We start from the raw sequence: 23,677 nt of genomic DNA on the forward strand, positions 1-23,677 counted from the left end.
TTACACGCCCCCTCGTACATCAAATTCCACTTTCCAGTGCTCGCCACTGGGCGATACTGCCTCTAGGTGCAGTGTCCCCATTTCTGTAATAGCCGCTTGCAAGCGTACCGGAACCACTTCACCGGGAGAGCGATTCTCAGCAGGTAAGTTGATTTCGATTTCTTCCAGTTCCTCTATTTCTTCAGCTAACCAGGAATCTAGCATCATGCCTGCTTGATCTTCACGCCGCACCGATGAACCAAAAAAGCGGAATCTAACCGGCTCGCCGACAACCAGGCCAAACTCTTGATTCAGGGCTTCAGTCCGCGTCCCTTCTTCCATGCCAAAAGGTGCAACGCACAGCACCTGCAAGGGAGGTTCAATGCCGGGAACTGCCGGCATGGCGCTTTCCACACCGATATAATATGCCTTGGCAGTACCGCCACGAATACGCACGCCTTGGCCAAGTCTGACATAGCCATAATAGGCCGCCCCTTTTGCCACGGCGAGATCTAAATCCGCTCCTTCCAATAAACGGACATTGGGAGCATTTTCCTTTTGTAACCAGCTGTTAAGGACATCGATCATACGTTCAACCAGCAGCTGTGCCTTGAATACTCCGCCATTAAACAGAACTGCCGTCGGATGCAAAAAACTGGCGTTTTCTGCCACAGCATTTTCGAAACCTGTTAATTCCGCAGCAGCGCCAGATTGTCGCGTCAGAAATGCCGCTAAATGCCGGGTAATGGCGGCATCCTGGGCGTAAGGCAAACCAAGCTTAGTTAGGGCGCCACGTGAGCGGGAGATCAGTTGCGCCGACACTTCCACTTGCGGAAAGAAACCCTCCACAATGGTTTGCGTTACCTCAGCACGGGTCAGTTCGGTACGCAAAGTCCCGCCAATTAAACGCGAACCGCGGCTGGCCACGACAATGGGCGCTGCCTCTGCATTGGGATCATTTAGCAGAATCTCCTTCCCGCTACGACAGGCGTGTGTCAGACCCTGCAATTGCCACGGCTCAAGACGGGTACCTTGATTAGCCAGTTTAGCAGCGACTACATGTGCCAATGCCAGATCCATATTGTCGCCGCCCAGCAGGATATGATCACCCACCGCGATGCGATGCAGTTCGAGATTACCTTGCTGTTCTGTCACCGCAATCAGAGATAAGTCGGTGGTCCCCCCACCTACGTCTACCACTAGAATGATATCGCCGAGCTCAACCTGTTTGCGCCAGTTTCCGCTGGTTGCTTGCAGCCAGCTATATAGCGCCGCCTGCGGTTCTTCCAGCAGAATGAATCGCTCCAGCCCGGCAGCTCGCGCAGCCTCAGCAGTCAAATCTCGCGCTGCTGGATCAAAGGAAGCAGGAACAGTAATCGTTACCGACTGTTGCGCTAAAGGCACATCAGGGTGTTTATTATTCCAGGCATTGCATAAAACTTGTAAATACTGTATCGAAGCCTGCAATGGTGAAATTTTTTCGACTTCGTCAGGCGCATCCAGCGGCAGGATGGCAGAGCGCCGATCCACCCCCGCATGACACAGCCAGCTTTTTGCACTGGATGCCACGCGTATCGGCGTGCGTGCACCCTGACTACGCGCCAATTCACCGACTACATACTGCGGCTCGCTATCCCATGGCAACATTAAATCATTTGGCGCAAACTCATTGGGATGAGGTAAATATAAAAAAGACGGCAGTAACAACTGCTCTTCCACGTTGCCTGGCGATATCAATTGGGGTATGGCCATGACCTGCTGCTCTACCGTTTCTCCCTGGCTTTGCGTCAAATCTACAAATGACAAGGCACAATGCGTTGTGCCTAAATCGATACCTACGCTATATCTTGCTTCACTCACAGTTCTATCTCTGCTGGGGCTAATATTTTCACATCATGACCTTCCGTAAGTTTCGGCAGCGTGATTTCTTTAACTCGCCAGCCACGATGAATTAAGGTGCCACTAAATGGCGGTTGCCCAACCACATTACCAGTCAAGCGAATAGCCGAGGCATCAAACCCTGCCTGCAAAGTTACACGCTCGCCTTCGCGCTCATCACGCACAGGTTGCGTGATCATATGATTATACAACGCTTTACGACAACCATCGTGCACCACTCTGACTGCTGCCCCAATGTCAGCATCAGAAAATCGTGTGACATCTTCTTCGATAAAATCAATAAAACGTCCCTCTTGCTGTAATAAGCCTAACAATTGCAGCGCCGAATCAGGTGATGCCTCTTTTAGTGGCGGAACAGCTACCTGCGGCTTGGTTTCTATAGAAGGCGCTTCACTGGCCATAACTGAACTTGCACCTTTACCTATACGCAAAACGGCTCTCGCAAATTCTTTATTAAATAGGAAGCGGAAGTACACACCGAATGCAAGAAAAAATCGAGCAAAAAATCCCGGTCCACCAGATTCACCCATCGTCCTCTCCTTTCTATTTGTTAGATGAAGTTATGCTATCACGTATCAGACCTTTTTGAGCTCTCCCTTCACTGGTTCTGATTGCCATGCAGTCGCCCGGTAATGTATGCACTACGCTTCCCCGCTACTCTCTCGCGTGCATCAAAATGGTAACAGCCTAAGAAAATTCTAGTCATTTGATATGATTATAGCCCTAGCACGAACTTTACTATTAAGGTTAGTATAGCGGGTTAATTATACAAGCACACTTGAACTCAAATTTTCTGTTATGAGTCTAATTATATGATTTTTAGGAATATTCCCAACATGGAACATTAGAACGATTTGTTGATTTTATTGAAATTAGAAGTTCCAATCAGAGATTTGGGTTTAATCTACCTAGAAAAATAAAAAATATGAAAGTATTGCCAGGACAACCTTATCCATTGGGAGCCGTGTATGATGGCTCCGGAACAAATTTCTCAGTATTTTCGGAAATCGCTGAGCGGGTCGAGCTGTGCCTTTTTGACAAAAAAGGCAATGAGACGCGATTTGATCTGCCAGAGGTAACAGGCTACTGCTGGCACGGCTATTTGCCGTTCATCGAGCCTGGTCAGCGTTACGGCTTTCGCGTTCATGGCCCGTGGGATCCTGCCAATGGTCAACGCTGTAATCCTGCCAAGTTACTGCTCGATCCTTATGCTAAAGCGATCGACGAGCAGATTCAGTGGCATGAGGCTGTTTTTCCATATCGTTTCGGTAAGGGTCTCGATGTTCGCAGCAACAGCGATAGCGCATCATTCATGCCGCGAAGCGTGGTGCATCAACCCCATTTTGATTGGAACGGAGATCGTAGACTGCAAATTCCATGGCATGAAACCGTTATCTATGAAACCCATGTCAAAGGCCTCACCATCAAACACCCAGATATTCCACCCGAGATACGAGGTACTTACGCAGCTCTGGCGCATCCCATAATCATAGATTATTTTAAACAGCTTGGAATAACGGCAATCGAACTTATGCCGATCCACCATTTCATTCATGATAAGCATTTGGTGGACCAAGGGTTGCGGAATTATTGGGGATACAATTCTATTGGCTATTTCGCACCCCATAGTGAATATGCTTCCCAAAAGCGCCCCGGCGCTGCCGTGGCTGAATTCAAACAGATGGTCAAAACACTGCATCATGCCGGCATTGAGGTCATTCTGGATGTAGTTTACAACCATACGGCCGAAGGCAATCATCTCGGTCCGATGCTATCTTTCAAGGGAATCGATAATGCCTATTATTACCGGCTTTGCGACGATCGACGCTATTACAAAGATTACACCGGCACCGGCAACAGTCTCAATATGCGCAACCCTTTCGTGCTGCAACTGATCATGGACTCCCTGCGTTACTGGGTCCTGGAAATGCATGTTGATGGATTCCGTTTCGACCTGGCCGCCACCTTGGCACGGGAACTGCACGATGTCGATCGTCTTTCAGTATTTTTCAACATCATCCAGCAAGATCCTGTCATCAGTCAGGTTAAGCTCATTGCTGAACCCTGGGATGTCGGAGAAGGCGGCTACCAGGTAGGAAACTTTCCGCCGGTATGGTCCGAGTGGAATGGTAAGTACCGGGATTGCGTACGCGATTTCTGGCGCGGTGAAGATCAAACGCTCGGGGAATTCGCTTCTCGTTTTACCGGCAGCTCCGATCTTTACGAAAACACCTCCCGTTTACCCTATGCCAGCATCAATTTCGTCACCGCCCATGATGGGTTCACTTTAAACGACCTCGTTTCCTACAATGAAAAACATAATGATGCTAATGGAGAGGAAAACCGTGATGGTGAAAGCCATAACCGCTCCTGGAACTGTGGCGTTGAAGGTATGACAGATGATCCTGAAGTGCTGCAGTTGCGCAAGCGCCAAAAGCGAAACTTCATGATCACATTGTTCCTTTCTCAGGGCGTGCCAATGCTGCTGGGAGGTGATGAAATCAGCCGCACGCAGCAAGGAAACAATAATGCCTACTGCCAGGACAATGAGATCTCCTGGTATGACTGGGAAAATGCAGATAAAGACTTTCTTTCTTTTTGTCAGAAGCTTATCCTCTATTGCAAGAGCCATCCTGTCTTTCGTCGCCGGCGCTGGTTCTACGGTCAGCCCATCCATGGCAGCGAGGTAAAGGATATTGCCTGGTTTACCTTGGAAGGCGAGCAAATGTCTGAGCAAGACTGGGGACTGGGGTATGCCAAATCACTTGGTGTTTTCTTGAATGGCGCGACAATCCCGAATCCCCATCCACGCGGCGAACCGGTAAAGGACGACAATTTTTATGTGATTTTTAACGCACACCATGAAGCATTGACTTTTACCTTACCCGGAATCAATTGGGGAACGCTTTGGGCAAAAGAACTCGACACCAACATGGGTTGGCTGGAAAATAACGAAGCGCTTAAAGCTGAAAGCCAGATTAAGGTAGAAGGTCGCTCTATCGTGATGTTGCGTCACGCAACCTAACTATCTGCTACCTACCTATCGGTGGTTTACGCCTGATTTCTGCACATAGAGCATATTTGCTTGCTTCTGTAGAAATGACCACCACCCTGCTCTTTTTTACTTTTGATACGTTAGTGTCCGCTTCAAGAAGCGATTTGAATCTGCTATCAGTGATGATGATCGTGCGTATGATCATCTTCGCGATGCGGTTCTCCGCCGAATGCCGCATACTGTTCAGCCGTCATGCCGTGCAGTTTGTGAAGAAAAGCAACCGTTGCCCACATTGCTTCGTCACTATGCGTAGATCCCCAAGCAGGCATAGCGGTCATTTTGATTCCGTTCTTGATCACCCAGAAGTATTTTTTGGAAAGATATAGCTTATCGTCTGCATCGGTTACTGGCGCTCTTTCATAGAATAGCGGCGCTTGCGGGTAAAGACCAATTGCCAATTCAGTAGGCTGCTTACCGGGCGCCAAATGGCATTCGGTACACATGGCATGGTATTGCTTAAAACCTTTCGCAATGATATCTGCATTATCGAGTGCTGGAACTTCCAGTTCTTCTGCTCGCGCTTTTATTGAACTTTCACGTACCCAGCTAATCATTTGTTCAGTGATTGCCCAGTGTTTCTCGGTTGCAGCCATGTTGTAAGCACCAGAACCTAATGCAATCAATACAAGCACGACTGTTATCAGTGACACGATGATAAACGATTTCATTTTCATTCCTCTTAATGGTTATTCAGAACGTTACATGACAGTTTATGCCTATAAAGTAGCATATTGATGCAGACTCCGGAAATAAATTACGCAGCAGCAAGTGGAAGCTGAAAATAAGTTTTAACTGAACAACTTGTTCTCAATAATTTAACTTGACAATGATTTTTCCTGAGCGCAGCATCTAGCGGAATGGATAAGTAAGATCAGTGAAGTGTCCATGTTTAGCAGAATTTCACTTATCCCATTGCATCCTTCTTTCACACAATAGGAGAATTTCAGATGAAAATGATTACCATCGAAACCCCTCTTGTTTCTGAATGTAGCGCGACCGAATGCGCATATAATCTCGGCAAAAATTGTCATGCTCGGGCCATTACCATCGGTGACGGCGCGCATCCCAGCTGTGATACATTTTTCAGCAACAGGAATCACACCAAAGCCGCTATGTGGGCAGCAGGTATCGGGGCGTGCAAAGTTGTAACATGCCAGTTCAATGATGACTTTGAATGCATCACTGAGAATATCCGGGTTGGACGCAGCAAGGACGAGATTAGTTGTCTCACATTTGCAGCGCGCTGATCTTCAGCTGCAAAGAAGAGGGATTTCAGCAGCTTCATCGATAGGGTCACTGTCAGCATTTCCAGTAGGATGCTATGACTTATCGGTCTAATCTGCGCACAGTCTTTTAGCGCACAAACGTAGTCAATAACGTGTATCCGTAATTTCACTTAATGCGCAAAACTTAGCATGGAATGAGTCTGCAATTTTCTCACTTCAGCCCTTAGAACGGAGTTACGCGAGATGCAAATGCTATCGCCCCCCTTAAATTCACAAAGTGATGCAGAGCGGCTTCTTGGCATCGTGCGCGGTCTTGCCCGCGAGCTGCGACCAAATGTCCCAGCTATAGAGCATCTTGGTTTGGATCATTCGTTGGAGCGCGATTTCGGTCTGGACAGTCTGGCACGTGTAGAGTTGCTGAACCGTATCGAACGTGAACTGGGTATAAAGCTGGATGAAAAAGCCTTGAGCGATGCTGAAACACCACGTGATTTGCTCAAACAAATAGCAGGCACTGTAGCTATTGAGGAACCTACGACAATTGCAACGCCAACGCTTGCAGAAGTAAAGGCGCATCCGCCTCCGAAAACTGCATCCACGCTGATCGAGATACTGGATTGGCATGTTGCGCAACATCCTGAACAAGTATATCTCACGCTTTATGATGACGTAGCGTGTGCCGAGGACATCACCTATCGCATGCTGCAGGAACAGGCCAAAGCATTAGCTGCCGGCCTGCATCAGCATGGAGTGGGGCCTGGTGAAAAGATCGCCATCATGCTGCCTACCGGGCGCGAATTCTTCGCTGCTTTTTATGGCGCACTTTATGCCGACTGCGTCCCGGTACCGCTGTACCCGCCAGGACGTCCTTCGCAACTCGAGGATCACGTACGACGTGTCGCTGGCATCATCGCCAATGCTCAAGCCAGCATTCTTGTCACGATTGAGCGCGCCAAGCCAGTAGGGCATCTGTTGCGCGCGCAATGCGAGTCACTGCGCACGGTCACAACCGTCGCAGATTTATCCATCCCCGGCGCGCAACCGCCCGCGCTGCTACCGGAAGCGCAGAGTATTGCCTTACTGCAATATACTTCTGGCAGCACCGGCAATCCCAAGGGAGTCGTGCTTACCCATGCCAATCTGCTCGCCAATCTGCGGGCGATGGAGCATGCTTCGGGCATTACCTCTGCCGATATTTTCGTGTCTTGGCTGCCGCTCTACCACGATATGGGATTGATCGCCGCCTGCATGGGTAGCCTCTATGTCGGCTTCCGGCTGGTGCTGCTATCGCCGCTTGCCTTCCTTGCCAGGCCGAAAAGTTGGTTGTGGACGATCGACCGGCATCGCGCCACAGTTTCAGCCGCACCCAACTTTGCCTATGAACTATGTGCCAACAAGCTGGATGACCGCGAGCTGGCTGGTCTGGATCTCAGTTGCTGGCGAGTGGCCTATAACGGCGCCGAACCCATCAGTGCAGATACCATAGAGCATTTCGTTGCACGCTTCGCCCGCTATGGCTTCAGCCGTACTGCCATGACGCCGGTCTATGGTCTGGCGGAATCTTCAGTAGGGTTAGCCTTTCCTCCGCGGGAGCGCGGCCCGTTAATTGACCATGTGGATCGCAATATACTCACCCGCACGGGTATTGCACGTTGCGTGCAGGCTGACGATCGCTCGGCACTGCACATCGTTTCCTGCGGCCTGCCGTTGCCTGATCATCAGATTCGTGTTGTTGATGCTGATGGACAGGTGCTGCCAGAACGTACTCAGGGGCGCGTGCAATTCTGCGGGCCATCAGCGACCAGCAGCGGTTATTTCCACAACCCCGAAGCAACAGCGCGCTTGTTTGATGGGCAATGGCTCAATAGCGGAGATCTCGGTTACCTTGCAGCCGGAGAGCTGTATCTTACCGGGCGCGAGAAGGATATCATCATTCGGGGCGGACACAACATTTACCCGCAAGAACTGGAGGAGGCAGTCAGCAAAGTACGTGGCATACACAAAGGCGGGGTAGCAGTATTCCCGGCCAGCAATGCGCGCACTGGCACGGAACGGCTGGTGGTGCTGGCGGAAACAGGCGAAAGCAGCGCCAGCGAGCGTGAACGGATCGTGATCGAGATCAACAACCTTGCCGTCGATTTGGCCGGTATCCCAGCCGATGATATCGTGCTGGTGCCGCCGCGTACAGTGCTGAAGACCTCCAGCGGCAAGATCCGCCGTGCTGCCTGCCGCGATTTATACGAGCGCGGTGCAATCGGCAGCACGCGGCGTGCGCCGTGGTGGCAGATGGTGCGCTTAGGCGGTGCTGCCGCCATTGCACAGGCGACTCATCTGCTGCGACGCAGTGTTGAATGGACATGGGGGATCTGGGCCTGGTTGGTTTTTGTTGCGATTGTGCCCGTTGCCTGGCTGCTGATCGTTCTGTCACCCGGACTTTCACTGCGCCGACGCATCGCGCGCGTATGTGCACGCCTGGCAGTGGCTCTGACCGGATTGACAGTGCGAGTAGAAGGTCTGCAGCAACTTGATAGCCGCACACCCATGATCATAGCAGCCAATCATGCCAGCTATCTGGATGCGCTGCTGCTGGTTGCGGTTCTGCCGGCTAAATTCACCTATGTGGCCAAACAGGAGTTGCAGCACAATCCAGCCGCCGCCATTCCGTTGCGCCGGCTGGGTAGCGCATTTGTTGAACGTTTCGATGACGCACGCGGTGTAGAAGATGTACGTAGACTGGAGGAACGAATCCGTGCTGGCGAATCCATGGTCTTTTTCCCTGAAGGGACATTCCGGCGCGAAGCCGGCTTGATGCCCTTCAGATTAGGAGCGTTTCTGGCTGCTAGCCGAACCGGCATTCCCCTGCTTCCGCTTACGCTGATTGGTACCCGTACTTTGCTGGGCGCTGACCAATGGCTGCCACACCGCTGCGAGCTGAAAGTACTGATTGGTGAACCCATGCAAGCCAGCGGGAACGACTGGCAAGCTGCATTGCAACTGCAGGAAGCAGCGCGCCGCCAAATCCTGGCACAGCTTAACGAACCTGACATTGCCACGGCCAACCGACCAAAACCATCAAGTGAAGATTTCCATTAATATTCTCCGGCCATGGGGAGAGTCTCAATGGAGCCAACCGTTGTTACATCAATGATTTATTTTTATCAACAAAACAGCTGCCAGCAGTACGCTGGTTTCAGTTACCTCAATCAATGCCCCCGCCGTGTCGCCTGTCGTGCCGTGAATGCGCCGCAGCATCATGAGGCGCAATAGCAGAAACGGCACAATTGCCGCAAGGGGTAGCCAGAAATAATTAAGGCCTGCCATTGGTAGCATAAGCAGAGGGATGGTAGTGACGATAACCATGTTCAATTTGCGTGGCTGATGCATGGTCAGGGAGGTACCCAGGCCATGGCTGCGGACATAGGGAGTGGTTAAAAACAAAAGTAAGATCAGCGTCCTAGCCAGGACGAGCGCACATAATAACGCAATCCATTCCTGCGCAATGAACAAACTGTGCAGCGCAGCAAATTTAAGCAGCATCACCAGCATGATAGCCGCCACACCTGCCGGACCGCAGTTGGGATCTTTCATGATCAACAAGGTTTTTTTAGCATCGCCCATGCCGCCAACCCAGGCGTCCGCGCTGTCGGCCAGCCCATCCAGATGCAGTCCGCCCGTGAGCAGAGTCCAGCCAGTCAGCAGCAATGCGGCTGCCAGCAGCGGTGGCGCATCACGCAACAGCCAACCCAACGCTATCAGCAAGGCGCCAATGATCAAACCGATGAGCGGATAAAACGGCAGAGAATAGCCCACAGTTTTCTCATCGGGCGGCAAAGACAGCGATACTGGCAATCGTGTCAGGAATTGTACTGCCACCAGAAAGGGTTTAATCATGCCGGACTGTCTCTTTTGAGCGTGATCTGACAGCTGCTTTCATGCTGTCTCACCTCAATTGTTTGCATAGCGGCATAAGGCACGTCGAATTCCAGCAGCCGCTCCAACGGCTGTTGCCGGAGATGACACAACAGCACCCGCATGACACCGCTATGGGTCACCAGCAAGATGTTCTGACCGGCAAACTGTACTTGAATATCTTGCCATGCTGCCAGTACACGTGTCTTGAAATGCAGTAAATGTTCAGCTTGCAGCGGCGGGTTTTCTAATGGATTCTGCCAGAAGCGGGCAAGCGCATCAGCGTCTGTTAACATCAATTCGGCTGCGCTGCGCCCTTCCCATGCGCCGAAATGGATTTCCTGCAGGCGTACGTCCTGGGTGAGCGGAATGGCGCAGCGTTCAGCCAGCGCCTGCGCAAAATACGCGCAGCGTATCAAGGGCGAAGTAATGATATGCTGCCAATGCTTGGGTGTCTGTTCAACACGCGCCCACATCTGCTGCCAACCTACCGTAGTCAAGGCATGATCGGTACTGCCGCAAAACCGCATACTGTTCTCGGTTTCGCCATGTCTGAGCAGATCAATATACGCTTTGGCCGCCATGTTATTGCTTTTTGCCCGAAACCTGAGCTGCAGCAAAAGTCGCCATTTCATTATGCAGCTTGCAGGCCATGCGCAGCAGCGTGACCGCTACGGCAGCACCACTGCCTTCACCGAGACGCATGGCGAGATCTAGCAGCGGAGTAGCATTGAGCGCCTTGAGGATATGTGCGTGGCCAGCTTCAGAGGATTTGTGGGCATAAATAAACCACTTGCTACTGCCCGCACAAATCTGTTCGGCAGCAAGTGCCGCCACGGAACTGATAAAGCCATCAATCAACAATGGCAGACCTAGTTGGGCGCCACGAATATATGCACCGGTTAATGCGGCAATTTCGAATCCGCCTACGCGGCGTAATGCTTCCAGTGGAGAATGAACATGCATGCGGTGGAATGCTAATGCTCGTTCGATCACGCTGATTTTATGGGCAATCCCGTTGCCATCAAGACCGCTGCCAGCGCCGGACAGCAGTGCGGGCGCTGCATGCAACAGCAAGCAGGCAAGCGCAGTCGCACTGGTGGTGTTACCGATACCCATTTCACCTGCAATCAACAACTGCTGCTTATTTTCCCGTGCCTGTTCCGCGCTGGTGCGGCCCGCATTGAGTGCTGCCGCCAACTGGCTTTCGCTCATCGCAGCGCTGTGCAGGAAATTAGCGGTCCCCGCTCCCAAATGATAATGCCTGACAGCGGTCAGCGTATCGGTCGAATGCACGGTACCGAGATTGATGATTTCCAGTTGTGCGTCAAGGGCGCGCGCCAAAACATTAATGGCTGCTCCGCCAGCAGCAAAGTTTTTGATCATCTCGCTAGTAACCACTTGCGGAAAAGCGGAGATATTCTCGGCAGCGGTACCATGGTCTGCAGCGAATATTGAGATCTGCACCTGATCAGCACCAGGTTGCAGAGTATCCTGCAAGGCAGCCAGTTGAACTGCAATCTGTTCCAGACGGCCAAGCGCACCCGGCGGTTTGGTTAATTGTGCTTGCCGTTGCAGCGCTGCCTGGCGCATCTGTTCATTGGGGATTATAGGCGGCAGCCTCAGCCAATCGAGCGCAGTATTGCTAGTCACAGGGGTTCCCCTTGATGGTATGCGGCAGACCAGCCACCATTAAGATCACCTGTTCGCATTGCCGGGCAATCAGCTGATGCAGTTTGCCCGCTTCGTCGCAGTAGCGGCGGCTTAATTCACCCATCGGAATCACCCCCATGTTGGTTTCATTACTGACCAGAATAATGCGCCCGGGCAGCGTTGGCAGCACAGATAGCAATGCTGCATGTTCATGCTCAAACACGGCACTGTCAGGATGCATCAGCAGGTTGGTCAGCCACAGCGTCAAACAGTCAACCAGCAGACAGTGATTTTCTGCCGCCTGCTGACTGAGCACCGCCGCCAGTTGCAAGGGTTCTTCAATCACCTGCCAGTGAGTAGGACGATTGGCGCGGTGCAGAGCAATGCGCGCCTGCATTTCGGCATCCTCAATGGTGGCAGTAGCAATGTAGGTAATCGGCAAATGACTGTGCATCGCCAAACGTTCCGCCAGACGACTCTTGCCGGAGCGCACGCCACCCAGAATCAATGTCTTGCCGCCGGTCATGCGGACAAACCTTGCAAGTCAAGTAATTGATATAACCGGCTGGTGTCCAGGTACTGGTCGATGCTATCGGCCAGCCGATTGATGGCTGCATCCCGGATGGCGCGGTAATCGACTGATTGAGGATTGCCAGTCAGCCCGGCCCAGGCCAATAATGCTGTGCATGCTTCGGCAGATTCAAACAGGCCATGCAGATAGCTGCCCATAATCAGTCCATCCTCACTCATGGCGCCATCTGTGCCTTGCGCAAAAAGGATCGCCGGTTGATAATGCTTGCGGTAGGCAGTCATCCCATGATGGATCTCATAACCGGTCACGGTCACACCGTTATGGGCAAGTGTGCCCTGCACATTGCGCAACAATTTGTCAGGTCGTAATGTCGTATCCATGTCAAAAAAAGCCAATCCCCGGGCGCTGCCGGCAGCGCCTTCCAGTCCGCCAGGATCATGGATCCCTTTCCCTAGCATCTGAAAACCACCGCAGACGCCGATCAGTTTACCGCCGTAGCGCAGATGCCGCTGAATGGCCTCCTCCCAGCCCTGTTGACGCAGCCAGTCCAGATCGGCGCGTACACTCTTGGAACCAGGCAGAATAATCAGATCAGCGGGTGGTATGGTTTCGCCTGGGCCGACGAAACGCAGATTGACCCGCGGATGCAGGCGCAGGGGATCAAAATCGGTGTGATTACTGATGCGCGGCAGCGCTGGCACAATCACTTGCAGGCATTCTGCCCCTCTCGCTGCAATGAGGTCAGTTGGATGTGGCAAGGCATCTTCTGCTTCAAGATGCAAGCCATGTAAATAAGGCAGAACACCCAGCACCGGTTTGCCCGTATATTGCTCCAGCCAGTTAAGACCGGGTTGCAATAAGGCAATATCGCCGCGGAAGCGATTAATAACAAAACCCTTAATGCGTGCCTGCTCGCTTTCGCTGAGTAATGCCAATGTGCCAACCAAATGAGCAAAAACACCGCCGCGGTCAATATCGGCAATGAGAAGCACCGGACAGTCGACTGCTTCGGCAAATCCCATGTTGGCGATATCATTGGTGCGCAGATTGATTTCTGCCGGTGAACCGGCTCCTTCCACGATAATCCTATCGTACTGCGCGGCCAATCGCGCATAAGACTCAAGGACCGCATTCAGCGCCACCGATTTATAGTTGTGGAAACCGTATGCATCCATATTGGCAATCGCATGACCGTGGATGATAACCTGCGCGCTTTTATCAGTATTGGGTTTCAGCAAGACCGGATTCATATCGGTATGCGGTGCCAGGCCAGCAGCAAAAGCTTGTACCGCCTGCGCGCGGCCAATTTCTCCGCCGTCGACACTGACCGCGCTGTTCAGTGCCATATTCTGCGGCTTGAACGGCGTTACACGGATATCCTGACGCGCCAGCCAGCGGCATAAAGCAGTTACCAGCATGCTTTTGCCAGCATCAGAAGTGGTTCCCTGAACCATAAGTGTGTGCGTGTTCATGTATACCGTTAAATTTGAGTCAGTGCCCTATCCAGCCGCTGCCAGTGAGCCTCCGTAGCGGGCAGACCAAAGCGCAGACTGGGTGGATCACTGAAAAGCCGGGTCAGGATACCCTGAAATGCCAATTTTTCAAATACATAATTAGCTTTGCCTGAACATACCCATTGAAAAAAGGCGCTGCCACCATCCGGCGCAAGCTGATGCTGACTCAGCAAGGTATGCAAGCATTGACTGTCCTGCAGCAAGCGTTGGCGAGCATTCCTCTGCCAATTATCATCCTGCAGTGCTTCTGTGGCGATCCAGCGTGCGGGTGCGTTAACTGTCCAGGGGCCAAGCAGATGATTAAGCGCTGTTAATAATTGCGGGTGTGCGCAAACAAAACCAACGCGTGCGCCAGCCAGTCCAAAGAATTTGCCCAAAGAGCGCAATACAATCAAACCTGGCGTCGCTGTATGGGAGGCAATGCTAAATTCAGGTGTGGCATCCATAAAAGCTTCATCCACAATTAACCAGCCACCACGTTGAGACAGTTGCGCGTGCCAATCAAGCAGCTGGGTGATGGGAAATACGACTCCTGTCGGATTATTGGGATGAATAATGATCAGCACATCAGTATCCGGTAAAGCAAGGTCTATTTGATCAGGCGTCACAGCAGTTACTGCATGATGGCAACGCTTCCATGCGTGAGCATGTTCAGCATAGCCGGGACTTAGCACGCTGACCTGTGAAGGCGCCCGCAGCTGCGGCAAGGCTTGAATGGCTGCCTGCGAACCTGCAACTGGAAGAATAAAATCTGTCCCATAATAGCGGCAGGCAGCAATGTTTAGTTCATCCTCCTCTTCAGGCAGCCGTACCCAAGTAGCTGCAGGCGGAGTCCTCACAGGCCAGCCATTGGCATTGATGCCAGTGGAAAGATCAAGCCAGTTCTCCATTGGAATGGCAAAGCGCGCTACTGCCGCACGTAAGCGACCACCATGATGCAACAAACCTGATTGATTAAGCCGATGCCATGCATCCAATAAACCATTCTCCTGTGCAGATAACAACCAGCCAGAGGATTAAGGAGCGCTTGATCAATGCTAAAGCACGGTCAATGTCGTGGATTTCTGGTAAGCGCCCTGTTCCCAATAGCGGTCGGGTTTGTAGTTTACCGTGATAACAAGCAGCGCCACCAAGTGAAAGGCTCAGACTACCAGCTCCTGCCGCCATGACTGGCCCGGCATTGGGGCTTTTCCAGACTGTTCCTTGCATTTGCCAGCACAGCAAGGCATGACGTATTTCGCCAGTCAGCGCATAACTGAGAGCAGTCAGTCGAGCCGGTAGAAAATTGAAACAATCATCCAGTCTTGCTGCAGCCCAGCCAAATCGATTGTAGCGCGCATTGCGATAACCCCACATGGCGTCCAATGTATTGACCAGGCGGTAGGCTATGGCACCAGGGGCACCAGCCACGGCAAACCAGAAAATAGCGCCAAAAATGGCATCATTGCCATTTTCCAGAATCGACTCAATGGTGGCCTGCGTGACAGCAACATGATTCAGTTCAGCTGTATCGCGGCTCACCATCATAGCCACCTGTTGGCGTGCGGCAACCAGATTATCTGCCAGCAATGCATGCTTTACTCTGCCGGCATGCGCGCCCAGGCTATTCCAGCCAATCGCGAGATATAACACGAAAGCATCAACAACAAAATACCAAGAAGTAAAATTGAGCCATGTCGTGAGTAAAACCAAGGGAACAACCAACAACACAACAGCCAGGCAACCATGTATCCTGGCATCTGCGAAAAAATAGCGTTCGATGAGTTCAGCCAGTTTACCAAATCCAATCAAGGGGTGGAAGCGGCGCGGCTCACCCAGCCATGCATCCAGTAGCAGTGCAATCACAACAACCAGGGTGATGTTCATTTCTCGTTGTTGCTCCAGGTGTTGTGGAATACCAATTCATCCAATGGACGCTCATCTGCCCAGCCAGCCAGTTTTAACATCGGTGCGGGATAGAAGGCTGTGACATGACCCAGGCACAAAATAGCAATAGGTTTGCTATCTGGCGGCATATTCAATAATTGGGCAAGTGATGCAGGGTCAAACAATGAAACCCAGCCCATGCCCAACCCTTCAGCACGCGCTGCCAGCCACAGATTTTGAATGGCGCATGCAACGGATGCCAGATCCATTTCTGGCAGAGTACGCCGGCCAAAGATATGCTGCTCACGCTGATCGCTCAAGGCGGCCACAAGCAGTTCTGCGCATTCACGAATGCCTTCGACTTTCAGGCGCATGAACTCATCGCCCCGCTCAGCCAGTGCATTGGCTGTGCGCACACGCTCTTCCTCCACCAGAGAGGCCACAGCATTACGCAGCCGGGTATCCGTAATCCGGATAAACCGCCATGGCTGCATCAAGCCCACACTGGGCGCCTGATGTGCTGCGGCTAGCAAGCGTCTAAACACAACCGGATCAACAGGCTCAGGGAGAAAATGGCGCATATCGCGGCGCTCAGCAATCACCCGATAGATTGCGGTACGCTCGGTTTCGCTGAAACGGTGATCGACCATCTTATTCTGGCTCAAAGATCTATCTTGCTACTATTATAAATCAATGCCTTTTTGCGCCTGAATACCAGCGCGATAAGCATGTTTGATATCGCGCATTTCAGTCACAGTATCGGCTGCCTCACAAAGTACTTCGGGAGCGCCACGTCCAGTAATGACCACATGTTGCATGTGTGGACGATGCTTCAGGTCATTCAAAACGGCGGCTAAATCCAGCCAGCCGAATTTAATCGGATAAGTCAATTCATCCAGTACGATCAAATCCAGGGTTGGATCACGCAGCATTCCCTGGACAATAGCCCAGCCGCGTTGGGCTGTTTCGGTATCCCGTGCCAGATCTTGCGTATCCCAGGTGAAGCCTTCCCCCAGAACATGCCAGATCACATTCTCCTGACGCCGGAAAAAAGCCTCTTCCCCAGTATCTGTGCGGCTTTTAATGAATTGCGCTACTCCCACCCGCATGCCATGCCCCAGCGCGCGTGCAATCATGCCAAATGCTGAGCTGGATTTGCCTTTACCATTGCCAGTAAGAACCAGCAGCAAGCCTTTCTCCTGATCTGCACGCGTGATGGCGGCATCGATTACTTCCTTCTTGCGCTGCATGCGCTCGCGGTAACGCTTTTCCCGTTCTGACGCTGCCTTTTTACCATCCGCTTGAGGGGGAATACAGTGATGGCATGCAGCTTCGTTCTCACGATCCTCTTCAGAATCTGCCATGATGCTAACCAGCTGAGGTATCAGGAGAATTGAATTGCTGGCGCAGCAAGGCAAGCGCTGCATGTGTGATCAACGCAATACCTGCGTAAAACAGGAATGACTCAACATACAGCGGAAAAAAGGTAATCAGCCGCTCCGCAAATTGACCCCACGTGGTGTCTTCAAAGCGGCCGGAGAAGAAATAAAAGCCGCCACTGGAGAATAATTCGCACAACATTAAGCCTGCTATCATACTGACAGCAAGCGGCATCAACGTGCGCCAGGCAAATTGATGTTGCCGAGCATACCAACGACCGGCCAGCCATAAGGAAGCATAAGCAGGCAATAAAAACACATAGGCTGGTGTCAGGCAGAAACCGCTGACGCCGCCCCAGGTATAAGCTGCAAAATCAAGTCCCCCGCTGAATGCCAGCAAAACCACTAATGGCCAGACTGAGCGTAAATAAACACCAGCCAGAAAGAAAACTGTCCAGGAAGCATCCGGCAAGTTATGTAATGATGCAAAATGATGGCTGCGTGTGATCATCATCAGTAGCAGCAGCGCAAGACCGATACCCACCTGATTGCGGGCGGACAAAGTGAACATTTTTTTGACTCCTTGTTAAGGTTGATAACGTAACGTAGCGAAGAAATTACGCCCCGGCTGGTTGAAAAAAGCTGCCGTCTCATAGTGTTCGTTAAACAGATTCTCGATACGTCCCAGTAAACGCCAGTGTTTGCTCAGTATATATTCAGCGCGAAGATCAAGTTTTACATAGCTGTCAAGCCTGCGTGTATTGGCCAGATCATCAAAACGTTCACCTTCAGCCAGAAACATGGCCCCTACCCTGTATCGACCAAACTGGCGATCGATATCTAAACGAAATGACTGCTCTGCCCGTCTAGGCAATAGTTTACCCTTATCAGGGCCAGATGAGCGATTTTCAGGGTCCAGAAAAGTCAGATTGCCATTTAATTGCCAGCCTTTGATCTGAGTGCTGATAACAGCTTCCAGGCCACGAATACGCGCCTCATTGATATTAGCCGGGGCCAGAATGCTGGCGTCAAACGCAATCAGCTCATCAATGCGGGTTTCATACACATTCAGCGCCCAGCTACCCCAATCAACATTACCGCGTGCGCCAAATTCAAAACTGCGCGACTCTTCCGGGCGCAGATTGGCATTGCCAAACCCTGGAAAATAAAGCTCATTAAAGGTAGGCGCTTTAAACGCACTGCCAAAACTGGCCATCAAACGTATCCTGTCAGTAATGGCATAACCCCAGCCAGCCCCTCCTGTGACGCGACTGCCAAATTGCTGATTGTCATCATGCCGCAGCGATAACTGCACGCTATGGGCAGCCAACACCGCCTGATGCTGCGCGAAAACGCCCCAATTGTTGCGTGAGGTCACGGCGAATGCATCTGTGCTGTTGACATGATCATGCTGATAATCCGTACCTACTGAAAGCTGATGATACTGATTGAGCGTGAAATCATTTTGCCAGGTAACAGTGTCACGCTGCGTATTGAAGCGAGTCATAAAAACTTTGTTCAAGTAATTATCCGAATTATCCCGGCTACGGCCTGCAATCAGGTTTATGCGCCAGAAATCAAATGGTGAAAAGCGCGCTGAACCGCCGAGAACTTGTTGCGCCATGACGGATTTGTTGACAAAACTGCCGTCAAACTCCGTTTTGCCCGCTGAATGCATAAAATTACCCTCGATTTCCAGTCCATTCTGGAAGCGATAACCGGCACGGGCGGAGCCGGCCACATTGCGATAACCATCCCGATCGGGTTCATGGGTAAAACAGCCGGCAGTATCCGAGCCGCTACAAGCATTAAAACCGCTTGTACCGATACCGCTTACTGTCATATTGAACCAACCCTGCTGACCGCCACCCGAAAGTCCGACCGAGCCATTGAGCGTACTATAGCTACCACCACCAAAACTAAAGCTCGGCTTAATCCCCTCACCCACACCCTTGCGGGTAAAAATCTGGATCACGCCGCCGATTGCTTCCGAACCATACAAACTGGAACGCGGCCCGCGCACAATTTCAATACGCTCAATCTGCTCAATGGGGATATTTTCAAATGCAGTCGTGCCTGAAGTGGCCGATCCTGCCTTGATGCCGTCGATCAATACCAGCACATGATCAGATTCAGTGCCGCGCATATGCACAAAAGTGCCTTTACCCGGACCGCCATTATTATTGACATTAATGCCCAGCACGCCACGGAACAAATCATCGAGTGATCTTGCCTGCTGGCGCTCTATCTCCTTGCGCGAGATGACAGTCACCGAAGCAAGCGATTCTTCTGCCGTCTGTGCAGTGCGCGTAGCGGTGACGATAATAGGCTTTCCTTGATGATCTATATTTTCAGCGAAGACAGCGGTAGCTGCAGTCGTAACTGCAGCGAGCCATAGCCCTGTCATTGCCGCTAACCGGCATTTTTGCATATTTCATTCCTCCGCGCACACCCGCGCGTTGTCGGGTTAATAGGTTCGTCTTGCAGAGGAATGCAGAAATAGACCAGCAGATCAGCTTTAATAAAAGCTAATCAGAATGCCGGTTATTGCCCTCCGCAATAACGTATTACTTACTTCAGGCCGGTCTCCGGACTCATGAGCGGAATTCATTCCAGATCCACGCCTTCCCATGTCATCACACAGTGGCATCATGCAGATCGTTAACTCATTTACCGTTGCGGGGGCAGTGCCGGCTTTGTCTGAATCAAATCAGAACGCACCAGCTTCCCGTTTAACCTTCAAGGCAAAAACCAGGAAGGCACCTGAGGTAAAAGGCGCGCAGACTACAGAATTAGAAAATGAGTGTCAAGTTTTACGGGACGGTAACTGTCTAGTGAATTTGTCATTCGAGCCTGAGTTTGTCATATGCCTAATCCAAAAAATGTGATCTATTCATCATATTTGTGGATTTAACAAAGTTTGTTATGATGAAAGCTAAATCGACGTACTTCTATAAAATAGAAGGAGATAGCATGCAGCTTGTCGTTATGTACTCTAATAAAGAAGTAATGATTTATGAGGACTGCTAAAGAAGAAGTAAAAGCGCTCCTGGATAAACTCCCTGACAATTGTTCATTGGAAGATGTCCAGTATCATCTGTACGTCGTGGAGAAAATCCACAGGGGTATCGAACGCGCCGAAAAGGAAGGAACCCTTAGCCAGGATGAGGTTGAAAAGAAACTCAGCAAATGGCTCTCGAAGTAAAGTGGTCGCCGGAAGCAACCGAAGACCTTGAAGCTATCGCCGAATCAAAAAAACAAGAACGACGATTGGGACTATTGTTCGCAAGAACAAGAATTCTTGATTATGGACTTGATCCCGATGTGGTGCACAGATTATTGAGCCCGTAGCGTCGCCGAAGGCTCTTGTGGTTGTTCAGTTAGTGTATTGATTGCGCTGGGATATTTGAGGATTACAGAAATTTTGAATTAGTATGACCAAAGTACGATTTCAATCTGGCTAAGGTAATAAGAAAATTAATCGACTAGATAACTATTATTTGTTATTTCAAGAAAAATTTTGTGATTTTTAGCAATTTGTTAAAGATATTAAATTTAGCTGAATCACAGGCTAGTTTGTTTATGTTTTATTAAAAGTTAAGACACACTCAATACTAGGTATTGATGCTCTGCTCTTTTTAGTAAAAGTTTATATAGATGTCAATTAAAACGCAAAGACCATAGCCACTAATGCAGATAGCATGTTGGAAGAAAGTTTTTATAACAACATTTTGCCCTCATCTTTTCATTTTGCATCTTTAGGTAAGGCGGGCAGATAATGTATGAGTTGATTAAAAAAATTAAAGCTTTTAGCACTCTGATTTTAGAGATAGGATTTTACAAAGCTTTCACAAAGCCTTTCAGCAATGAAGATGCTGAATACATGAATGAGGTTCATCAAAGGAAATTAAATCATCGAGTGTATGATGATTCAGTAATAGATGATAAGAAACAGCAGAATATTTCCTCCTTAATTACTACTCCCGTAAATTATATTCCTCCTAATAATGATTCTGTATTTAAGCAAGAATCTGCGCATAGTAATTCAAATGTAAATCAAGAAACTCAAAATTTAATTGACACCGAAGAAGTGAATGTACTTTCGGTTAACGGTAGCACCTCAATTAAGCACACAGAATTAGACGAGTTTTCTTCCAGCTCGGACAAATTCATCAATAATGAATCTATGGAATTAGTGGTAGATGATCTACTTACTAATGAAGATAGTTTTGTTGAGCATGTATTGGTGAGGAATATTTCGACAACTCTTCCTCAACCAATTTTAACTGGCTTTTTCGAAAACCCAGATCTAGAAGATTTTCCTGTTATATCGAACGAAGATGAATGGTTTACTCCAGATATTATCGATACAGCTAATGAGGAAGATATTTGGGAAGAAAGTCTTCTCCCCTCTGTCGCAATTGAAGCTCCACCAACTAGACATGAACTTTTTAACTTGCCAGATCGACTGACTCGTGCTGAGAGAGCATTACAAATTGCTATTAGAGTTGGTGATGAGTTTGATTGGGACAGAAATGGCATTAAGATACTTGCCACTATATTTAATCGATATTGGTGGTCTTCTTCACAGACCGCTATGCGGCGAGCAATTGAATCAGGCATGATTCCGAAAGAGTTAATATTGGCTGAGGAATTGCGCCAGATGTGGTATGAACACCCAGATTTTTGGTCTGCCATGAATAAGTCCGGAGAAATTTGTCATCAATACTCACTAATTAGTTGGCCTACGGCATTAAAAATAATTCGCAGCTTTAATAGCTATCCTCAAATTGAAGAGGTAGAAGCACTTCTTAACGAATGCCTTGAGCGCTGGCTATGTTCCTCCAGCTTACAGCATAGATTCAAAGGATTTTATATGTATGTTTTGTATCGCGTAGGGGCATATGATGATCTTACAGATCATGAAGGTTGGATAATCTTCGACCACTATCCGACAGATGAAACTGAATTTGCAGATGATCTAGAGCAACCAAGAAGACTCCGCGACCTAGGAGTATATATAGATCCCCAAGCGGAACGTTATGCAACAAGTAGTTGGGATGGCCGTTTAATGTTGCGAAATGCTCGTCATGGACATGAATTATATGACGAAGAAAACAGTCTGTAAGATGAGCTATTGGATAGGAGAGATTAGTGCTTATACCGGTCGTAGGATGTCTGGTCAAACAAATTGAAAATGATCAGATACGGGGAGAAGTTAAAAGTCATGAAGAAAATGAAGATTCCATACATGTTTCCGTGCAGTGGTTCGGCAAGAAAAATCTCGAATCGATTAAACTAGAAAAGCTTACCTCTGGTTTCGGACTTGGCGCCACAGTGCAAGATTTACCTAGATCCCGAACACGGCAATCTCTCGGAGTAGGTGAAGTGGTTGAAACACGTCAAATAGGTGGGCGATGCCAACACCTTATTGAATTCCCAGATATCAGTGAGCGTGTCTGGCTACCCTATGAAAATTTGCGATTTGTTCGTGGTGCACGTCAGCGTTTTTTATTGGGGCAACTCGGTTACTCTAGCCATGCAGAACGGTTCAGACTCCGAGCTTTAGCATATGCCATCGAAACTTGGCATGAAAATACTGGTGCATTATCGCGGCTAAACATCGATCCTCTACCTCACCAGATTCATCTTGTACATCATATCTTAAAATCTGGAAATCTAAATTGGCTGATTGCAGATGACGTAGGCTTAGGCAAGACCATTGAAGCTGGCATGCTTCTATCTGCACTAAAGCAGCGAGGTAATTTCAAACGGGTATTGTTGATTACACCTGCAGGCTTGGTCAAACAATGGAAGGAAGAAATGCATCACAAGTTTGGACTATCTGACTTCCGTATTTATGGTGAAGATTTCTTCATCAATGAAGAGCGTGAATGGAAGCTTTATGATCACATAATAGGATCACTTGACAAATTCAAACAAGAAGATCATCTGAATAAATTAATGCAATCGGGTCAATGGGATATTATCGTATTCGATGAAGCCCATCGATTAAGTCGTTCACAATATGGAATGAAGTTTGAATCCAGTGATCGATTCAAGCTTGCCAGAAAACTTCGTGGACTAACTGATTCCATGCTGCTTCTTTCTGCAACACCACATCAGGGAAAGCAAGATAAATTTCAGGCGCTATTGGAATTAATTCGTCCGGAATGGCGTGAGCGGATTCAGTGGCTTTCTTTAGACCCTTCTATTTTAGCCAGCATGGTTATTCGCAATAATAAAGCTGATGTGACAGACGCGGAAGGGAATTTTATTTTTAATGGCAAGATTACTAAAACCATCCCTGTTCGGATAGGTAATGAAGAACAAGAATTCGATCAAGCACTGCAAAAATATCTCAAACTCGGCTATGCCGCAGGGAGGGTAACTTCTGGCACTACTGGTCGAGCAATCGGGTTCGTGATGACGGTATACCGCAAACTCGCCGCATCAAGCGTTGCCGCTATTGAAGCAGCACTTGTTCGGCGTATGTTGCGTCTGAAAGCAGAGAATGATTTAATGCAGATACAGACTCAGAAACTGTTTGGAAACTCCTGTTTTAAGCTAGTCTCCTCAACATAATACGAATCATAGCGATGTAAACCCAAGTTTCGTCGGTACGCATGAGACGTTCGTAGCTTTTACTGAGTCGACGTGAATGA

Annotated in this window: 21 protein-coding genes, 1 pseudogene and 1 riboswitch; of the genes and pseudogenes, 7 read left to right on the forward strand and 15 right to left on the reverse strand. The window is 49.6% G+C overall.

The features are described 5' to 3' along the window. On the reverse strand, positions 1–1,839 hold the full coding sequence (locus tag J5I83_RS12900; protein WP_304056758.1) for an Hsp70 family protein: 1,839 nt from the start codon (positions 1,837–1,839) through the stop codon (positions 1–3). Then, positions 1,836–2,408 carry a DUF2760 domain-containing protein gene (locus J5I83_RS12905; RefSeq protein ID WP_304056761.1) on the reverse strand — a complete coding sequence of 191 codons (573 nt, stop codon included), beginning with the start codon at positions 2,406–2,408 and terminating at the stop codon, positions 1,836–1,838. The genes J5I83_RS12900 and J5I83_RS12905 overlap by 4 nt, the downstream gene beginning before the upstream one ends. Before the next feature lie 395 nt (positions 2,409–2,803). Between J5I83_RS12905 and glgX the strand changes: the two genes are divergently transcribed. Then, a complete protein-coding gene (gene glgX / locus J5I83_RS12910; RefSeq protein WP_304056764.1) occupies positions 2,804–4,903 on the forward strand; it encodes a glycogen debranching protein GlgX in 2,100 nt (699 codons plus the stop codon). 146 nt (positions 4,904–5,049) lie between these two features. Here glgX and J5I83_RS12915 read toward each other — a convergent pair whose 3' ends face one another. Beyond that, positions 5,050–5,601, reverse strand: a complete 552-nt coding sequence (locus J5I83_RS12915; RefSeq protein ID WP_304056766.1) for a c-type cytochrome — start codon at positions 5,599–5,601, stop codon at positions 5,050–5,052. A gap of 279 nt (positions 5,602–5,880) precedes the next feature. Here J5I83_RS12915 and J5I83_RS12920 point away from each other — a divergent pair, with 279 nt between their 5' ends. Next, complete coding sequence (locus J5I83_RS12920; RefSeq protein ID WP_304056768.1) at positions 5,881–6,180, forward strand: DUF1540 domain-containing protein; 300 nt, start codon at positions 5,881–5,883, stop codon at positions 6,178–6,180. 222 nt (positions 6,181–6,402) lie between these two features. Next, on the forward strand, positions 6,403–9,252 hold the full coding sequence (locus J5I83_RS12925) for an AMP-binding protein (RefSeq protein WP_304056769.1): 2,850 nt from the start codon (positions 6,403–6,405) through the stop codon (positions 9,250–9,252). A 48-nt stretch (positions 9,253–9,300) separates the two neighbouring features. Here J5I83_RS12925 and J5I83_RS12930 read toward each other — a convergent pair whose 3' ends face one another. From J5I83_RS12930 to btuB, 11 genes are read right to left on the reverse strand one after another with little or no spacing between them, the layout of a single operon-like run. After that, the gene (locus J5I83_RS12930) at positions 9,301–10,050 is read right to left on the reverse strand and encodes an adenosylcobinamide-GDP ribazoletransferase (protein ID WP_304056771.1); all 750 of its coding nucleotides are present in this window, start codon (positions 10,048–10,050) and stop codon (positions 9,301–9,303) included. Further along, entirely contained in the window at positions 10,047–10,652 is a 606-nt protein-coding gene (locus J5I83_RS12935) for a histidine phosphatase family protein (protein ID WP_304056774.1), read from the reverse strand. The genes J5I83_RS12930 and J5I83_RS12935 overlap by 4 nt, the downstream gene beginning before the upstream one ends. Before the next feature lies 1 nt (position 10,653). Continuing rightward, on the reverse strand, positions 10,654–11,721 hold the full coding sequence (gene cobT, locus J5I83_RS12940; protein WP_304056775.1) for a nicotinate-nucleotide--dimethylbenzimidazole phosphoribosyltransferase: 1,068 nt from the start codon (positions 11,719–11,721) through the stop codon (positions 10,654–10,656). Next, a complete protein-coding gene (gene cobU / locus J5I83_RS12945; RefSeq protein ID WP_304056777.1) occupies positions 11,714–12,247 on the reverse strand; it encodes a bifunctional adenosylcobinamide kinase/adenosylcobinamide-phosphate guanylyltransferase in 534 nt (177 codons plus the stop codon). The genes cobT and cobU overlap by 8 nt, the downstream gene beginning before the upstream one ends. Beyond that, positions 12,244–13,725: a cobyric acid synthase gene (locus J5I83_RS12950; protein ID WP_304056778.1), complete on the reverse strand. Its 1,482-nt coding sequence runs from the start codon at positions 13,723–13,725 to the stop codon at positions 12,244–12,246. Before J5I83_RS12950 ends, cobU begins: the two co-directional genes overlap by 4 nt. An 8-nt stretch (positions 13,726–13,733) precedes the next feature. Beyond that, the gene (gene cobD / locus J5I83_RS12955; RefSeq protein WP_304056780.1) at positions 13,734–14,744 is read right to left on the reverse strand and encodes a threonine-phosphate decarboxylase CobD; all 1,011 of its coding nucleotides are present in this window, start codon (positions 14,742–14,744) and stop codon (positions 13,734–13,736) included. After that, the gene (gene cbiB / locus J5I83_RS12960) at positions 14,722–15,633 is read right to left on the reverse strand and encodes an adenosylcobinamide-phosphate synthase CbiB (protein ID WP_304056782.1); all 912 of its coding nucleotides are present in this window, start codon (positions 15,631–15,633) and stop codon (positions 14,722–14,724) included. Before cbiB ends, cobD begins: the two co-directional genes overlap by 23 nt. Beyond that, entirely contained in the window at positions 15,630–16,283 is a 654-nt protein-coding gene (gene bluB / locus J5I83_RS12965) for a 5,6-dimethylbenzimidazole synthase (protein ID WP_304056798.1), read from the reverse strand. The genes cbiB and bluB overlap by 4 nt, the downstream gene beginning before the upstream one ends. A gap of 33 nt (positions 16,284–16,316) precedes the next feature. Continuing rightward, positions 16,317–16,997, reverse strand: a complete 681-nt coding sequence (cobO, locus tag J5I83_RS12970; RefSeq protein ID WP_304056784.1) for a cob(I)yrinic acid a,c-diamide adenosyltransferase — start codon at positions 16,995–16,997, stop codon at positions 16,317–16,319. Positions 16,998–17,001: 4 nt separating this feature from the next. Further along, entirely contained in the window at positions 17,002–17,583 is a 582-nt protein-coding gene (locus J5I83_RS12975; RefSeq protein ID WP_304056786.1) for a hypothetical protein, read from the reverse strand. A 15-nt stretch (positions 17,584–17,598) separates the two neighbouring features. Continuing rightward, positions 17,599–19,443 (reverse strand): TonB-dependent vitamin B12 receptor, encoded by a 1,845-nt coding sequence (btuB, locus tag J5I83_RS12980; protein WP_304056788.1) that lies wholly within the window; start codon positions 19,441–19,443, stop codon positions 17,599–17,601. 130 nt (positions 19,444–19,573) lie between these two features. Continuing rightward, positions 19,574–19,794: riboswitch (cobalamin riboswitch) on the reverse strand. 234 nt (positions 19,795–20,028) lie between these two features. Here btuB and J5I83_RS12985 point away from each other — a divergent pair. The 4 genes from J5I83_RS12985 (at position 20,029) to J5I83_RS13000 (ending at position 23,597) form a co-directional block, all read left to right on the forward strand. Then, positions 20,029–20,217, forward strand: coding sequence for a hypothetical protein (locus J5I83_RS12985; RefSeq protein ID WP_304056790.1), 189 nt, complete (start codon positions 20,029–20,031; stop codon positions 20,215–20,217). Next, on the forward strand, positions 20,202–20,363 hold the full coding sequence (locus tag J5I83_RS12990; protein ID WP_304056792.1) for a hypothetical protein: 162 nt from the start codon (positions 20,202–20,204) through the stop codon (positions 20,361–20,363). The genes J5I83_RS12985 and J5I83_RS12990 overlap by 16 nt, the downstream gene beginning before the upstream one ends. Positions 20,364–20,790: 427 nt before the next feature. Then, positions 20,791–22,140, forward strand: coding sequence for a hypothetical protein (locus J5I83_RS12995; RefSeq protein WP_304056794.1), 1,350 nt, complete (start codon positions 20,791–20,793; stop codon positions 22,138–22,140). Between the two features lie 26 nt (positions 22,141–22,166). After that, positions 22,167–23,597 (forward strand): DEAD/DEAH box helicase, encoded by a 1,431-nt coding sequence (locus J5I83_RS13000; protein ID WP_304056796.1) that lies wholly within the window; start codon positions 22,167–22,169, stop codon positions 23,595–23,597. Here the strand turns inward: J5I83_RS13000 and J5I83_RS13005 are convergent. Then, a pseudogene (locus J5I83_RS13005) lies at positions 23,575–23,677 on the reverse strand (IS5/IS1182 family transposase); the annotation flags it as partial. The gene J5I83_RS13000 and the pseudogene J5I83_RS13005 overlap by 23 nt on opposite strands.

Source organism: Nitrosomonas communis (assembly GCF_024102715.1).
Taxonomy (GTDB): Bacteria; Pseudomonadota; Gammaproteobacteria; order Burkholderiales; family Nitrosomonadaceae; genus Nitrosomonas; species Nitrosomonas communis_B.

What these genes read in the sequence shown, in the direction of transcription:
- cbiB (WP_304056782.1), bottom strand. Translation starts at nt 15,633, where the DNA reads ATGAACATCACCCTGGTTGTTGTGATTGCACTGCTACTGGATGCATGG.
- glgX (WP_304056764.1), top strand. Translation starts at nt 2,804, where the DNA reads ATGAAAGTATTGCCAGGACAACCTTATCCATTGGGAGCCGTGTATGAT.
- J5I83_RS12905 (WP_304056761.1), bottom strand. Translation starts at nt 2,408, where the DNA reads ATGGGTGAATCTGGTGGACCGGGATTTTTTGCTCGATTTTTTCTTGCA.
- J5I83_RS12915 (WP_304056766.1), bottom strand. Translation starts at nt 5,601, where the DNA reads ATGAAATCGTTTATCATCGTGTCACTGATAACAGTCGTGCTTGTATTG.
- J5I83_RS12925 (WP_304056769.1), top strand. Translation starts at nt 6,403, where the DNA reads ATGCAAATGCTATCGCCCCCCTTAAATTCACAAAGTGATGCAGAGCGG.
- J5I83_RS12975 (WP_304056786.1), bottom strand. Translation starts at nt 17,583, where the DNA reads ATGTTCACTTTGTCCGCCCGCAATCAGGTGGGTATCGGTCTTGCGCTG.
- J5I83_RS12995 (WP_304056794.1), top strand. Translation starts at nt 20,791, where the DNA reads ATGTATGAGTTGATTAAAAAAATTAAAGCTTTTAGCACTCTGATTTTA.
- J5I83_RS12950 (WP_304056778.1), bottom strand. Translation starts at nt 13,725, where the DNA reads ATGAACACGCACACACTTATGGTTCAGGGAACCACTTCTGATGCTGGC.
- J5I83_RS12990 (WP_304056792.1), top strand. Translation starts at nt 20,202, where the DNA reads ATGGCTCTCGAAGTAAAGTGGTCGCCGGAAGCAACCGAAGACCTTGAA.
- J5I83_RS12935 (WP_304056774.1), bottom strand. Translation starts at nt 10,652, where the DNA reads ATGGCGGCCAAAGCGTATATTGATCTGCTCAGACATGGCGAAACCGAG.
- cobU (WP_304056777.1), bottom strand. Translation starts at nt 12,247, where the DNA reads ATGACCGGCGGCAAGACATTGATTCTGGGTGGCGTGCGCTCCGGCAAG.
- bluB (WP_304056798.1), bottom strand. Translation starts at nt 16,283, where the DNA reads ATGGTCGATCACCGTTTCAGCGAAACCGAGCGTACCGCAATCTATCGG.
- J5I83_RS12920 (WP_304056768.1), top strand. Translation starts at nt 5,881, where the DNA reads ATGAAAATGATTACCATCGAAACCCCTCTTGTTTCTGAATGTAGCGCG.
- J5I83_RS12930 (WP_304056771.1), bottom strand. Translation starts at nt 10,050, where the DNA reads ATGATTAAACCCTTTCTGGTGGCAGTACAATTCCTGACACGATTGCCA.
- cobO (WP_304056784.1), bottom strand. Translation starts at nt 16,997, where the DNA reads ATGGCAGATTCTGAAGAGGATCGTGAGAACGAAGCTGCATGCCATCAC.
- J5I83_RS12985 (WP_304056790.1), top strand. Translation starts at nt 20,029, where the DNA reads ATGAGGACTGCTAAAGAAGAAGTAAAAGCGCTCCTGGATAAACTCCCT.
- btuB (WP_304056788.1), bottom strand. Translation starts at nt 19,443, where the DNA reads ATGCAAAAATGCCGGTTAGCGGCAATGACAGGGCTATGGCTCGCTGCA.